A 14,167-nucleotide genomic window follows, 5' to 3' on the forward strand; every position below is an offset into this window, starting at 1 on the left:
ACGTTGCTGGCGCTGCTGCCCCCGGCGGGCCATAGTTTTCGTCCGAAGCGCCTAGCCCACAATAAAAGAGACTGGCCATGACCAAGACTCTCCACCACCGTGCCTGCCATCTGTGCGAAGCCATCTGCGGCCTCACACTGGAGACCACCCAGGGCGAAGACGCAAGCCTGGCGATCACCTCGATCAAGGGCGACCCCCTGGATACGTTCAGCCGTGGCCATATCTGCCCCAAGGCCGTGGCCCTGCAAGACATCCAGAATGACCCGGACCGCCTGCACCAGCCCATGTTGCGGGTGGGCAGCGAATGGCAGCCGATCCCGTGGGAAGACGCCTTTGTACTTGTAGCCGAGCGCCTGGCCGCGATTCAGACGCGTCACGGGCAGAATGCGGTGGCGGTGTACCAGGGCAATCCGAGCGTGCACAACTATGGTCTGATGACCCACAGCAACTACTTCCTTGGCCAACTGAAGACCCGCAATCGTTTTTCCGCCACCTCGGTGGACCAGTTACCTCACCACCTCACCAGCCACCTGATGTACGGCCACGGCCTGTTGCTGCCGATCCCGGACATCGACCATACCGATTTCATGCTGATCCTCGGCGGCAACCCGCTGGCGTCCAACGGTAGCATCATGACCGTGCCGGATGTGGAGAAACGCCTGAAGGCCATCCAGGCTCGCGGCGGTAAAGTCGTGGTGGTTGATCCGCGCCGCAGCGAGACGGCGGCGATGGCCGACCAGCATCTGTTCGTGCGCCCGGGCGGTGATGCGGCGTTGTTGTTCGGATTGCTCAATACACTGTTTGCCGAGAACCTGACCCGTGACAGTCACCTGCCGGTGGACGGCCTGGATGACGTGCGCCACGCCGTGGCCGGATTCACCGCCGAGGCCATGAGCCGTCAATGTGCGGTACCCGCCGAGCAGATCCGCCAGTTGGCCCGGGACTTCGCCGCGGCCGATGCGGCGGTGTGCTATGGCCGCATGGGCGTATCGACCCAGGCGTTTGGCACGCTGTGCCATTGGCTGGTGCAGTTGATCAACCTGGTGACCGGTAATCTGGATCGAGTCGGCGGGGCCTTGTGCACCACGCCGGCAGTCGACCTGGTGGCTTCCACCTCCGGCGGGCATTTCAATCGCTGGCAAAGCCGGGTTTCCGGGCGACCCGAGTACGGGGGCGAGCTGCCGGTATCGGCACTGGCCGAAGAAATGCTCACCGAGGGTGAAGGGCAAATCCGCGCCCTGGTGACGGTGGCGGGCAATCCGGTGTTGTCCACGCCCAACGGCCGGCAACTGGAGCAGGCGCTGGATGGCCTGGAGTTCATGGTCAGCATCGACCTGTATATCAACGAGACCACGCGTTACGCCGACCTGATCCTGCCGTCCACCTCGGCCCTGGAAAACGATCACTACGACACCACCTTCAATATGTTCGCGGTGCGTAACGTCACCCGTTTCAATCGCGCCATCCTGCCGAAACCCGAGGGTGCGTTGCATGACTGGGAAATCTTCGTCGGCCTGGCCCGGGCGTTTGCCGAGAAGACGGGTAATACACTCAAACCGACGATGCCGCCTGCGCAGATGATCGACTTCGGGCTGCGGGCCGGGCCTTATGGCGACAGGTTGTCCATTGCCGCGCTGGCCGATCACCCTCATGGCCTGGACCTCGGGCCGCTGAAACCCAACCTCGCAGGCCGCCTGAAAACCGCCAATGGCCATCTGCAGGCCGCACCATCGGTAATCCTCGCCGACCTGGCGCGCTTTGCCGCGCAGCCGGTGCCCGAGGTGAATGAGTTGCTGCTGATCGGCCGCCGGCATGTGCGCAGCAACAACTCCTGGATGCATAACTACCACCGGCTGGTGAAGGGCAAGCCTCGCCATCAACTGCTGATGCATCCGGATGACCTTGCCCATCGCCAGTTGACTGACGGGCAGCGGGTACGGGTCAGCTCGCGGATCGGCATGATCGAGGTGGAAGTGTTGGCCAGTCTCGACATGATGCCCGGCGTGGTCAGCCTGCCTCACGGTTGGGGCCACGGCCGCCCTGGCGTGCAGATGACCATCGCCAGCGGGCAGCCGGGGGCGAGCGCGAATGACCTGACGGATGAGCGGCAACTGGATGAGCTGTCGGGCAACGCAGCGTTGAACGGCGTGCCGGTGCAGGTGGCGGCGGCGTAAGGATTGTCTGTCGGGGAGTCCGAGCGTCACGCTGGGGTTTGCGTTACAATGCGCCACCGTGCCGACCCATGAGTCGGAAAGTTCCAGCCGAGGTGTTCCATGGATATCATCGAAACGATCAAAGAGCAGATTGCCAACAACACTATTCTGCTTTACATGAAGGGCGCCCCTAACGCTCCCCAGTGTGGCTTCTCCGCAAAGGCTTCCCAGGCAATCATGCAATGTGGCGAGAAGTTCGCCTACGTGGATATCCTGCAGAACCCGGAAATCCGCGCCAACCTGCCGAAGTACGCCAACTGGCCAACCTTCCCGCAGCTGTGGGTTGCCGGTGAGCTGGTCGGCGGTAGCGACATCATCACCGAAATGGCGGCTGATGGTTCGTTGCAGGCACTGATCAAAGACGCAGCGGCCAAAGCAGCTGCGAAGACCGAAGCCTGATTTGTTTTAGGCCGCGGCAATAAAAAGCCCCGCTTCTCGAAAGAGAGCGGGGCTTTTTAGTGGCCGGGAATTGAAGGGTTATTCACCCATCTGCGATTGCAGGTAATTCTCGATAGTCACTTTGTCGATCAGGCCGATTTGGGTTTCCAGCCAGTCGATGTGTTCTTCCTGGTCTTCAAGGATATCTTCCAGCAGTTCACGGCTGCCGAAGTCGCCCTTGGATTCGCAATGAGCAATGGCGGCCTTCAGGTCGGTGTGGCTCTTGCGCTCGAAGTTCAGGTCGCAGTTGATCATTTCCTGAGTGTGCTCGCCGATGTTCAGCTTGCCCAGGTCCTGCACGTTCGGCAGGCCTTCCAGGAACAGGATGCGTTTGATCAGCGCGTCAGCGTCCTTCATGGCCTTGATGGATTCTTTGTATTCACGCTTGCCCAGCTTTTCCAGGCCCCAATCGTCATACATGCGCGCATGCAGGAAGTACTGATTGATCGCGACCAGTTCATTGGCAAGGATTTTGTTGAGTTGCTGGATGACTGTGATGTCGCCTTTCATGATTGGGGTCCTGCCCTGTATTAGCTGTATATAAGGCGGAGTTTGAGCTGCGCATTTACTACTGTCAAACCTAAGTTATTGAATAATAAATGAAAATTAATCGGAATAAGAATGTTTGTGTTCCGCGTCTTGGCGCTAACTGTTTGAATTTCGGGCATAAAAAAACCGGACACTAAGTCCGGTTCTTTAAAACACGCTGATTAAGCGTGTGTAAATTCTGCTGAGTAGGGGATCGCAGCCTGGGCAGTTTGCAGCTGCGTCAGGGTTTCCCGTACCACTTGCTTGGCGAGGCAGGCGCATTTGCCGCATTGGCTGGCAACGCCGGTGGTTTCACGTACTTCCTTGTAGCTGCAGCAACCTTCGTAGATTGCTTCGCGGATTTGTCCGTCGGTGACGCCAGTGCAAAGGCAGACATACATTAGGGAGAACCATCGCGGTTTAAGGCTTAAGTGCGACGGATCTTAATGTTAACGAGAATGATTGTCAAAGTAGTTTCTCAAGCCTTGGTGTTTGCATGCGGCTTCACTGACGAACGGCTTTTTTCCGGTATGATGGTCGGTCTTCACGAAGCGTGATCACGTCACAGGCCTGTCGTTTAGCTGCGGCACACTGGGACGGATCCTTTTACTTCAGTCACCACCATCAGGAGATACCCAATGAGCGTACTCGTCGGCAAACAAGCCCCGGATTTCGACGTACCCGCCGTCCTCGGCAATGGCGAAATCGTAGACAGCTTCAAACTGTCTGAAGCCATCAAAGGCAAATACGGCCTGGTGTTCTTCTACCCGCTGGACTTCACCTTCGTCTGCCCATCGGAGCTGATCGCCCTGGATCACCGCATGGACGATTTCAAGGCGCGTAACGTTGAAGTGGTAGCCGTTTCCATCGACTCCCATTTCACCCACAACGCCTGGCGCAACACCGCCATCAATGATGGCGGCATCGGCAAAGTCAAATACACCATGGCTGCCGACATGAAGCACGACATCGCCAAGGCCTACGACGTTGAGTCCGAAGGCGGCGTGGCATTCCGTGGCGCGTTCCTGATCGACGACAAGGGCGTTGTGCGCTCGCAGATCATCAACGACCTGCCGCTGGGCCGTAACATGGAAGAGCTGATCCGCCTGGTCGACGCTCTGCAATTCCACGAAGAGCACGGTGAAGTCTGCCCTGCCAACTGGAAAAAAGGCGACAAAGGCATGAACGCTTCGCCAGAAGGCGTTGCGGCTTACCTGACCGAGAACGCTGGCAAGCTGTAAGCCACGTTCGAAGCAAAAAAACCGGCCTGAGAGGGCCGGTTTTTTTATGCGCGGGATTTGGCTTCAGTCGCCGAAGTCTTCCCAGCCGCCCATCTGTTTCCAACGGTTGACGATGCCGCAGAACAGCTCGGCGGTCTTCTCGGTGTCGTAGCGGGCCGAGTGGGCCTCACGACCGTCGAAGTCGATACCGGCAGCCTGGCAGGCCTTCGCCAGCACGGTCTGGCCATAGGCCAAACCGGCCAGGGTCGCAGTGTCGAAGCTGGAGAACGGGTGAAACGGGTTGCGTTTCATGTCCAGGCGCGCCACGGCGGCATTGAGGAAGCCCAGGTCGAAGCTGCTGTTGTGGCCCACCAGGATCGCGCGTTTGCAGCCATTGGCCTTCAGGGCCTTGCGTACGCCACGGAAGATGTCGGTCAGCGCCGCCTCTTCACTGACGGCCATGCGCAGTGGGTGATCAAGCTTGATCCCGGTGAATTCCAGGGCCGCCGCTTCGATGTTGGCGCCTTCGAACGGCTCGACGCGGAAGAAGTGGGTGTGTTCCGGGAACACGAAACCCTGTTCATCCATGCCGATGGTCGTGGCGGCGATTTCCAGCAGCGCGTCAGTGGCGCAATTGAAGCCGCCGGTTTCTACGTCGATGACAACCGGCAGGTAGCCACGGAAACGCTCGGCCATCGGGTGACGGGAACCGCCACCACCGCCGCCGTGTTCCTGGTCGTCGTCGTAATGGTCTTCACTCACGGGTGTTCCTCCAGCAGGCGCCAGCGCAGTGTTTCACCGGCGCGCAGCGGGATAACGGTCAGCTCGCCAAACGGCAGGCTGGTGGGGGCGGTCCAGTCTTCACGGACCAGGGTAATGCGGTCGGTATTCGCCGGCAGGCCATAGAAACGTGGGCCGTTGAGGCTGGCGAACCCTTCAAGCTTGTCCAGCGCGTTGCGTTGTTCGAACGCTTCGGCATACAACTCGATCGCCGCATAGGCGGTGTAACACCCGGCACAACCACACGCGGCTTCCTTGGCGTGTTGGGCGTGAGGTGCAGAGTCGGTACCGAGGAAAAATTTCTCGCTGCCACTGGTGGCGGCATCGAGCAGCGCTACCTGGTGCGTGTTGCGCTTGAGAATCGGCAGGCAATAGAAGTGCGGCCGAATCCCGCCCACCAGCATGTGGTTGCGGTTGTACAGCAGGTGATGCGCGGTGATGGTCGCGCCGACGTTGGCCGAAGCCTCGGTGACGAACTGCACGGCATCGGCGGTGGTGATGTGCTCGAACACCACCTTGAGGGTCGGGAACAGCTCGACAACTCGGCGCATGTGCTCGTCGATGAAGATCTTTTCACGATCGAACACATCGACATCGCCACGGGTGACTTCACCGTGGATCAGCAACGGCATGCCCACTTCGGCCATGGCTTCGATGGCCGGCAGGATCTTGTCGATACTGGTGACGCCGGAATCGGAGTTGGTGGTCGCGCCGGCCGGGTAGAGCTTGGCGGCGTGCACGAAACCACTGGCCTTGGCCTGGCGGATTTCTTCGGGCTGGGTGCGGTCGGTCAGGTACAGCACCATCAACGGTTCGAAGCGGCTGCCGGCCGGTCGTGCAGCGAGAATGCGCTGGCGATAGGCTTCGGCTTGCGCGGCGTTACGCACCGGAGGTACCAGGTTAGGCATGATGATGGCGCGGCCAAACGTGCGCGCTACATCGGCCACGGTTTGGGGCAACGCAGCACCATCGCGAAGATGAATATGCCAGTCGTCGGGACGCAGCAGGGTCAGGCGGTCGGACATTGGGGATTCCAGGCGGGTCAATCTGGTGGGAATGCTACCGGAAAAGACTCTTGCAGGCACTCGCTATCAAGTTTTGCAGGATGCGACCGATATCCCTGGGTATGCCTTAACGATGTATGACGCCTTGATGTGTTGTAGAAACCAGTGGAGCCTCCCGTGCGCCAGCATTATCTAGCCCTGCTCAGTGTGTTCGCCAGCCTGCCCGCGATGGCCCTCACGTTCCAGACACGTCTGGAGAATATTGAGTGGAAAGTGGAGGGCGATAAATTCGAGTGCCGCTTGACCCAGCCGATCACCGATTTCGGCTCGGGCGAGTTCGTGCGCCGGGCCGGCGAGCAGGCGACGTTTCGCCTGAAAGCCTTTAACGGCTCGTTGGGTGCCGGTTCCGCAACCCTGTTGGCGGCGGCTGCGCCGTGGCAGCCGGGGCGTGGCGATATCAACCTGGGGGCGGTGCGTGTCGGCAGTGGCGATGTGCTGTTCAACAGCTCCCAGGCCCAGGCCGGGCGTTTGTTTACCGGCCTGCTCGAAGGGCGCAGCCCGACGGTGCGTCACTATAGCCGCGACGGCGGTTACTCCGAGATCCGCCTGCTGCCGGCGAAATTCAGCAAGGCCTACAACGACTACCAACTCTGCACCACCAAGCTGCTGCCGATGAATTTCGAGCAGGTCAGACAGACCGAGGTGGGTTTCCCGGGTGGCGGCATCGAACTGGACGCGGCGGCCAGGAAAAAGCTCTCGGTGATTCTCGAATTCATGAAAGCCGACCCGACGGTCAACCACGTCGAGTTGAATGGCCACTCCGACAACAGCGGCAATCGCCTGACCAATCGCGACGTTTCGCGGCGTCGTGCATTGGCGGTAATGGACTACTTCAAGGCCAATGGCATCCAGGAATCGCAGATTACCCTGCGCTTTCATGGCGAAAGCTATCCGCTGGCGCCGAACACCAACGCGGCCAACCGGGCGAAAAACCGCCGGGTGAATATTCAGCTCGAACGGGTGGCAGCCCCCGAGAAACCGGCGCCCCAGGCCAAGGCGCCAGGCAACGCTGCCGCCACCTCATAAGGTGCGGCGTTTCGTCGCCCGCTCGACATAATCTGTCGCTTTATCTTCATTTGCTGTCGCGCCTCTGTAATTTCACGGTTTTGGTCGGTAGAATCGACGCCTTTCCGTACAACCCCGTGGAGTGATGGCATGGCCGACGTAAACAAGGTCGTTCTCGCGTATTCCGGCGGCCTGGACACTTCGGTGATCCTCAAGTGGCTGCAGGATACTTATAACTGTGAAGTGGTGACCTTCACTGCTGACCTGGGTCAGGGCGAAGAGGTCGAACCTGCACGTGCCAAGGCGCAAGCCATGGGCGTGAAAGAGATCTACATTGACGACCTGCGCGAAGAGTTCGTCCGCGATTTCGTTTTCCCGATGTTTCGCGCCAACACTGTCTACGAAGGCGAGTACCTGCTGGGTACTTCCATCGCACGTCCGCTGATCGCCAAGCGCCTGATCGAAATCGCCAACGAAACCGGCGCCGACGCCATTTCCCATGGCGCCACCGGCAAGGGCAACGACCAGGTGCGTTTCGAACTGGGCGCCTACGCCTTGAAGCCAGGCGTAAAAGTGATTGCTCCGTGGCGTGAATGGGACCTGTTGTCCCGTGAAAAGCTGATGGACTACGCTGAAAAGCACGCGATCCCGATCGAGCGTCACGGCAAGAAGAAGTCCCCGTACTCGATGGACGCCAACTTGCTGCACATCTCCTATGAAGGCGGCGTGCTGGAAGACACCTGGACCGAGCACGAAGAAGACATGTGGAAATGGACCGTCTCCCCGGAGAACGCTCCTGACAAGGCCCAGTACCTGGAACTGACCTACCGCAACGGCGACATCGTCGCGCTGGACGGCGTCGAAATGACCCCGGCCACCGTACTGGCGACCCTGAACCGTATCGGTGGCGAACACGGTATCGGCCGCCTCGACATCGTCGAGAACCGTTACGTGGGCATGAAGTCCCGTGGTTGCTACGAAACCCCGGGCGGCACCATCATGCTGCGCGCTCACCGCGCCATTGAGTCCATCACCCTGGACCGTGAAGTGGCTCACCTCAAAGACGAGTTGATGCCCAAGTACGCCAGCCTGATCTACACCGGCTACTGGTGGAGCCCTGAGCGTCTGATGCTGCAACAGATGATCGACGCTTCCCAGGTCCACGTGAACGGCGTTGTGCGCCTGAAGCTGTACAAGGGCAACGTGATCGTGACCGGTCGCAAGTCCGATGAGTCGTTGTTCGACGCCAACATCGCCACTTTTGAAGAAGATGGCGGCGCCTACAACCAGGCAGACGCGGCAGGCTTCATCAAGCTGAACGCGTTGCGCATGCGCATTGCGGCCAACAAAGGTCGCAAGTTGTTCTGAGTGTTGTAAGTTGCAATGAAAAATGGCCCCTCAAGGGGCCATTTTTTTTGGTTGAAAATACATCCGGAATCATCGGGCGTGCGCCTGTGTTTATTGTTCGCTTCGAAAAAGTTCAGGTACTCCAGGAGATGATCTGGAGTGTTTATATTTTTACGGGGGCAATGTTTATTAATTTCGCTCGATAAGTGATGCATTGTTGAAAGTGAGATTTTTTCTTGTAGGCAGGAACTATGTACTACAGAAAATTCACTCAGAAATGTACCGCGAATATGTCAGATGCTGACATGCCTGTAGGATTTATGGAGCGTTAGTAATTATGTCGAATGGAACTTTTAAAAACCCGGTTTCCCTCCGGGTTCACAGGTCTTCTGACAGTGCACAAGGGGCATTTCCTGAAACTTGTGTACGGCGCGTTTACCCGGGCCCGCGTAATCCTGGGAATTTTCACTCAAAATATGTTTGTGCTCGGAAAGTTCTGAAAGCCCCAACAAAACTGAATAGCTCCGATCTGGCGTTTTTTTGTAGGTTAAATCCTATGTCTTTGTGGGTTAGGTCTCTGCTTGCTGTTGCTTGGGGGGGAGCGCTATGCCAAGCGAGAAACGACTAGGCTATTGTGCTTACTCTTAATAATTCGAACAGCGAAATTGGACTTGCCCATGAATAAAGTGCTGATCGTGGATGATCATCCCGTCATTCGTCTTGCTGTACGTATGCTAATGGAACGTCATAGTTATGAGGTCGTTGCCGAGACCGATAACGGTGTCGATGCCTTGCAACTTGCGCGCGAGCATATGCCGGACATTGTCATACTGGACATTGGAATTCCCAAACTCGATGGCCTGGAAGTTATATGCCGGCTGTCATCAACCAAACAGGCACATCCCTTCAAGGTGCTGGTGCTGACGTCCCAGGCGCCCGGGCATTTCTCGATGCGGTGCATGCAGGCGGGTGCTGCCGGCTACGTGTGCAAGCAACAGGATCTCACCGAGCTGTTGAGCGCGGTCAAGGCGGTGCTGTGCGGGTACAGCTACTTCCCCAACCAGGCGTTGAACTCGGTGCGCTCCACGATGGGCAACGCCAGCGAAGCGGACATGGTCGAGCGCCTGTCCGGCCGGGAGATGATGGTGTTGCAGCAGTTGGCCCGCGGCAAGACCAACAAGGAGATCGCCGATGGCATGTTCCTGAGCAACAAGACTGTGAGCACCTACAAGACCCGCTTGCTGCTCAAGCTCAACGCACGCTCGCTGGTGGACTTGATCGAGCTGGCCCAGCGAAACGGCCTGGTGTAGGCCGGCCTCACATTTACATCCAGTCAGAAAAAAGCCTCCGCAAGGGAGGCTTCTGTTTATCGTTGGATCGATTAGAGATCGAAGTCGTAATCGGCCAACTGTTTTTGCAAGCGCCGCTCTTCCAGAAGGTTGTCGATGGTGCGGCGTTTGCTCAAATTGGTCTTGGCCACCTCTACCGGTGCTTCTGCTGCATCATCGTCGGATTCAGCGCCAACAACGTCGTCTTCTACATCCAGTTGTTCTTTGCCAGTGCTCATAAGGTTAACTCCAGGCTAAGACTGCCGTTGGCGCTCCTTATAACGATAATCTCGGGCCTGGTAAAAAAGATTTTTTCAATCGACTCATCGATAAAAGCAATGATGGCTCAATCGTCGGAAGTCTTTTCCTTGTATTCGCACAGGTCTTCGATGCGGCAGCTGCCACAGCGTGGCTTGCGGGCCTGGCAGACATAGCGTCCGTGAAGGATCAACCAGTGATGCGAGTCCAGCAGATACGGCTTGGGCACGAACTTCATCAGCTGTTTTTCCACCTCCACCACATTTTTTCCGCGGGCAATACCGGTTCGGTTGCTGACCCGAAAGATGTGTGTGTCCACCGCCATGGTCAATTGGCGAAATGCCGTATTGAGCACCACATTGGCGGTTTTTCGGCCAACACCCGGAAGGGCTTCCAGGGCTTCGCGCGTTTGCGGTACTTCGCTGCCGTGCAGTTCCACCAGCAGCCGGCATGTCTCGATGACATTCTTCGCCTTGCTGTTGTACAGGCCGATGGTCTTGATGTATTCGGACAACCCCTCAACCCCCAGCGCGTAGATCGCCTCCGGGGTGTTCGCCACCGGATACAACTTGGCGGTGGCCTTGTTGACGCCGACGTCTGTGGACTGGGCCGAGAGAATCACGGCGATCAGCAACTCGAACGGCGAGGAATAGGCCAGTTCGGTTTTTGGTTCCGGGTTGTCTTCGTGAAGCCGACGGAAAATTTCCAGGCGTTTTGCGGCGTTCATGGGGCGAGCGGTTCCTTGCAGACAGTCAGTGTGGTTACGAAAAACGAGCCCAATAACCCTAGCAGGATAAACGCGGCGGTCACCCGCAATACACGCTTCATCACGTGCGGCTTATGATCAAGGGCTTCAAGTGCGAGCATCGGCCGCTACCAGTGCTGCAAGCGCCTGCTCTGCTGTTTCGAAGTGTTGTTGCAGGATGATCAACTGCGACTGCTGTTCAAAGGTCGGCGGGTGACCAAAGGCTTTCAACGATTTGTGCAATTGAGCACGGCTCATGGCCAGGTTGATCTTGGCCTTCTTCAAGGCCGCGTCCATCGCGGCGGCTTTTTGTGCACGAACCCGCTCAATCGCGGCCTGGACCGGGTTCTCCGTCGCCGCAGCCACCGGGGCAGCGCGCTTGGTGCGTGCCAGGCGTTCGGCGAGTTTCTGTTCCTCCTCGCGTTGCAGCCGCGCGTTGCGCTGTTCAAACCGCCGCCGGGCCCGATCGCGTTTGAGGCTGCGTGCCTGGCGCTCATGATCACTGGAGGCCAGCCCGCCGACAATCGGCACCACTGTGGTCAACGGACGCATTTCGATGCAATCAACCGGGCAAGGTGCCACACACAGGTCGCAGCCCGTGCACTCGTCGATAATCACCGTATGCATCAATTTGGCAGCACCGACGATAGCGTCCACCGGGCAAGCCTGGATGCATTTGGTACAGCCGATGCACTCCGCTTCACGGATAAACGCGATCTGCGCGGGCGCCTCGCCTCGGGACGTGTCCAGTTCCAGCACCGGGAGCTTCAGCAGTTGCGCCAGGCCGGCAATGGTTTCCTGGCCGCCCGGTGGGCACTTGTTGATCGCCTCGCCCTGGGCAATGCCTTCTGCGTAGGGCTTGCAGCCAGGATGCCCACATTTGCCACATTGGGTTTGCGGCAGCAGGGCGTCGATACGTTGAATCAGGCTCATGGTTTGATCATTGCGTTGGAACCCGGAAAAGCCACAGCCAACAACGGGCCGACAGCAAACAGAATCCGATTATCCGGCAAGCGAGGAGGGGGTACTAGCTGAAACCGCCCCATGGCCGAGACCATGGGGCAGTCAGCCGATGTTACTTGATGCGCTGACCCGGCTTGGCGCCGCTGTCCGGGCTCAACAGGTAGATCTCTTCACCGCCAGGACCGGCCGCCATCACCATGCCTTCGGAGATACCGAACTTCATTTTCCGTGGCTTGAGGTTGGCGATCATCATGGTCAGGCGACCATCGAGCTTGGACGGATCCGGATAGGCGCTCTTGATCCCGGAGAACACGTTGCGTTGCTCGTCACCGATGTCCAGGGTCAGGCGCAGCAGCTTGTCAGCGCCTTCCACGGCTTCGGCCTTGATGATCAGAGCCACCCGCAGGTCCACCGCAGCGAAGGCGTCGAAGTCGATTTCTGGCGACAGCGGATCTTTCGCCAGCTCGCCATTGCCGGCAGGTGCCGCATCGCCAGTGTCGGTCTTGCTGGCCTCGAGGTCTTCTTTCGAAGCGTCGGTCATGGCCTGGACTTTTACTGGATCGATACGGGTCATCAGGGGCTTGAACTCATTCAACTGATGGTTGCTGAGCAAGGTCGCGTGGTCGTTCCAGGTCAGTGGCGGCACGTTGAGGAACGCCTCTGCGTCGGCCGCCAGCAGTGGCAGTACCGGCTTGAGGAAGATCACCAACTGGCGGAACAGGTTGACGCCCGTGGCGCAGATGGCCTGGACTTCGGCTTGCTTGCCTTCCTGTTTGTTCAGCGACCACGGCGCCTTGTCGGCGATCCAGGCGTTGGCACGGTCGGCCAGGCCCATGATCTCGCGCATGGCGCGGGCAAAGTCGCGGGCTTCATAGGCGTCGGCGATGCTCGGGGCAGCGGCCAGGAACGCGTCGGTCAGCTCCGGCGCGGCGTTTTCCGCCACCAGCACACCGGCATTGCCCTTGTGGATAAACCCGGCGCAACGGCTGGCGATGTTGACGACCTTGCCCACCAGGTCCGAGTTGACCTTCTGTACGAAGTCTTCCAGGTTCAGGTCCAGGTCGTCGACGCCACGGCCCAGTTTGGACGCGTAGTAGTAGCGCAGGTATTCCGGCGACAGATGGTCCAGGTAGGTGCGGGCCTTGATAAAGGTGCCACGGGACTTGGACATCTTCTGGCCATTCACCGTCAAGTAGCCGTGAACCGCGATGCCGGTTGGCTTGCGGTAGCCCGAACCTTCGAGCATCGCCGGCCAGAACAGCGCGTGGAAGTTGACGATGTCCTTGCCGATGAAGTGATACAGCTCGGCGGTGGAGTCCTTGGCCCAGAACGCGTCGAAGTCCAGCTCCGGCGTACGGTCGCACAGGTTCTTGAAGCTGGCCATGTAGCCAATCGGCGCGTCCAGCCATACATAGAAGTACTTGCCTGGTTCGCCCGGGATTTCAAAACCGAAGTACGGCGCATCGCGGGAGATGTCCCACTGCTGCAGGCCGGCGTCCAGCCATTCGGCGATCTTGTTCGCCACGGCGTCCTGCAGGGTGCCGCTGCGGGTCCAGGTTTGCAGCATTTGCTGGAAATCCGGGAGCTTGAAGAAGAAGTGCTGGGAATCCTTGAGCACCGGGGTGGCGCCGGAGATGGCAGACTTCGGATCCTTCAGGTCGGTAGGCGCGTAGGTGGCGCCGCATTTTTCGCAGTTGTCGCCGTACTGGTCCTCAGTGCCGCATTTCGGGCAGGTGCCCTTGATGAAGCGGTCGGCCAGGAACATTTTCTTTTCCGGGTCGAAATACTGGGTGATCGAACGCGTGGCAATGTGCCCGGCATCCTTCAGGCGCAGGTAGATCTGGCTCGACAGCTCGCGGTTTTCTTCGGAGTGGGTCGAGTGGAAGTTGTCGAAATCCACCAGGAACTCGGCAAAGTCGGCGCTGTGTTCAGCCTGGACGTTGGCGATCAGTTGTTCCGGGGTGATGCCTTCCTTCTCGGCGCGCAACATGATGGCCGAACCGTGGGCGTCGTCCGCGCAGACATAAATGCATTGATTGCCGCGATGCTTCTGGAAGCGCACCCACATATCGGTCTGGATGTACTCAAGCATATGGCCAAGGTGGATAGAACCATTGGCATAGGGCAGGGCGCTGGTGACGAGGATCTTGCGTGGCTCGGACATGGGGCTCGGCTACTTGATGAAACGGAGGTCGGCCACTATAAAGCGCCGGGAAATTTATTTCACCCCGTGCGGCTGTTTCAGGATTTTCCCAACGGCCGAAAGCGTGCCGCTAAG

Annotated in this window: 13 protein-coding genes and 1 pseudogene; 6 read left to right on the plus strand and 8 right to left on the minus strand. The window is 58.7% G+C overall.

The annotated features are described in order from the left end of the window. Positions 1 to 77 precede the first annotated feature (77 nt). Positions 78 to 2,174: a molybdopterin oxidoreductase family protein gene (locus tag HX811_RS01780; protein ID WP_177019253.1), complete on the plus strand. Its 2,097-nt coding sequence runs from the start codon at positions 78 to 80 to the stop codon at positions 2,172 to 2,174. A 99-nt stretch (positions 2,175 to 2,273) separates the two neighbouring features. Then, positions 2,274 to 2,612, plus strand: a complete 339-nt coding sequence (grxD, locus tag HX811_RS01785) for a Grx4 family monothiol glutaredoxin (protein WP_003208710.1) — start codon at positions 2,274 to 2,276, stop codon at positions 2,610 to 2,612. A gap of 78 nt (positions 2,613 to 2,690) precedes the next feature. Here the strand turns inward: grxD and bfr are convergent, their stop codons facing one another. Continuing rightward, a complete protein-coding gene (gene bfr / locus HX811_RS01790) occupies positions 2,691 to 3,161 on the minus strand; it encodes a bacterioferritin (RefSeq protein ID WP_008433502.1) in 471 nt (156 codons plus the stop codon). 200 nt (positions 3,162 to 3,361) lie between these two features. Further along, positions 3,362 to 3,580 (minus strand): bacterioferritin-associated ferredoxin, encoded by a 219-nt coding sequence (locus tag HX811_RS01795; protein ID WP_003208706.1) that lies wholly within the window; start codon positions 3,578 to 3,580, stop codon positions 3,362 to 3,364. Positions 3,581 to 3,817: 237 nt separating this feature from the next. Here HX811_RS01795 and HX811_RS01800 point away from each other — a divergent pair, with 237 nt between their 5' ends. Beyond that, positions 3,818 to 4,420, plus strand: a complete 603-nt coding sequence (locus HX811_RS01800) for a peroxiredoxin (protein WP_003172097.1) — start codon at positions 3,818 to 3,820, stop codon at positions 4,418 to 4,420. Positions 4,421 to 4,483: 63 nt separating this feature from the next. Here the strand turns inward: HX811_RS01800 and rnt are convergent, their stop codons facing one another. After that, positions 4,484 to 5,161 (minus strand): ribonuclease T, encoded by a 678-nt coding sequence (gene rnt / locus HX811_RS01805; RefSeq protein ID WP_003208704.1) that lies wholly within the window; start codon positions 5,159 to 5,161, stop codon positions 4,484 to 4,486. Then, positions 5,158 to 6,204, minus strand: a complete 1,047-nt coding sequence (gene pyrC, locus HX811_RS01810; protein WP_177044497.1) for a dihydroorotase — start codon at positions 6,202 to 6,204, stop codon at positions 5,158 to 5,160. The genes rnt and pyrC overlap by 4 nt, the downstream gene beginning before the upstream one ends. 156 nt (positions 6,205 to 6,360) lie before the next feature. Between pyrC and HX811_RS01815 the strand changes: the two genes are divergently transcribed. From HX811_RS01815 to HX811_RS01825, 3 genes are all read left to right on the plus strand, one after another. Next, positions 6,361 to 7,269 (plus strand): OmpA family protein, encoded by a 909-nt coding sequence (locus HX811_RS01815; RefSeq protein WP_177044498.1) that lies wholly within the window; start codon positions 6,361 to 6,363, stop codon positions 7,267 to 7,269. 129 nt (positions 7,270 to 7,398) lie between these two features. Then, positions 7,399 to 8,616 (plus strand): argininosuccinate synthase, encoded by a 1,218-nt coding sequence (locus HX811_RS01820; protein WP_003208700.1) that lies wholly within the window; start codon positions 7,399 to 7,401, stop codon positions 8,614 to 8,616. Between the two features lie 656 nt (positions 8,617 to 9,272). Then, complete coding sequence (locus tag HX811_RS01825) at positions 9,273 to 9,905, plus strand: response regulator transcription factor (RefSeq protein ID WP_003208698.1); 633 nt, start codon at positions 9,273 to 9,275, stop codon at positions 9,903 to 9,905. Positions 9,906 to 9,976: 71 nt separating this feature from the next. On the opposite strand, the gene HX811_RS01830 is transcribed toward HX811_RS01825, so the two are convergent. The 4 genes and pseudogenes from HX811_RS01830 to metG all read right to left on the minus strand — a co-directional run bounded on the left by HX811_RS01830 (position 9,977) and on the right by metG (position 14,053). Continuing rightward, complete coding sequence (locus HX811_RS01830) at positions 9,977 to 10,162, minus strand: PA3496 family putative envelope integrity protein (protein WP_003208696.1); 186 nt, start codon at positions 10,160 to 10,162, stop codon at positions 9,977 to 9,979. Positions 10,163 to 10,269: 107 nt separating this feature from the next. Beyond that, positions 10,270 to 10,908 (minus strand): endonuclease III, encoded by a 639-nt coding sequence (nth, locus tag HX811_RS01835; protein ID WP_010170146.1) that lies wholly within the window; start codon positions 10,906 to 10,908, stop codon positions 10,270 to 10,272. A 144-nt stretch (positions 10,909 to 11,052) separates the two neighbouring features. Further along, positions 11,053 to 11,880 (minus strand): annotated as a pseudogene (gene rsxB, locus HX811_RS01840) (electron transport complex subunit RsxB); the annotation flags it as partial. A gap of 121 nt (positions 11,881 to 12,001) precedes the next feature. Beyond that, positions 12,002 to 14,053, minus strand: coding sequence for a methionine--tRNA ligase (gene metG, locus HX811_RS01845; RefSeq protein ID WP_017480131.1), 2,052 nt, complete (start codon positions 14,051 to 14,053; stop codon positions 12,002 to 12,004). Between the last annotated feature and the right edge of the window lie 114 nt (positions 14,054 to 14,167).

It is taken from the genome of Pseudomonas sp. F8002 (genome assembly GCF_013385495.1).
GTDB lineage: Bacteria > Pseudomonadota > Gammaproteobacteria > Pseudomonadales > Pseudomonadaceae > Aquipseudomonas.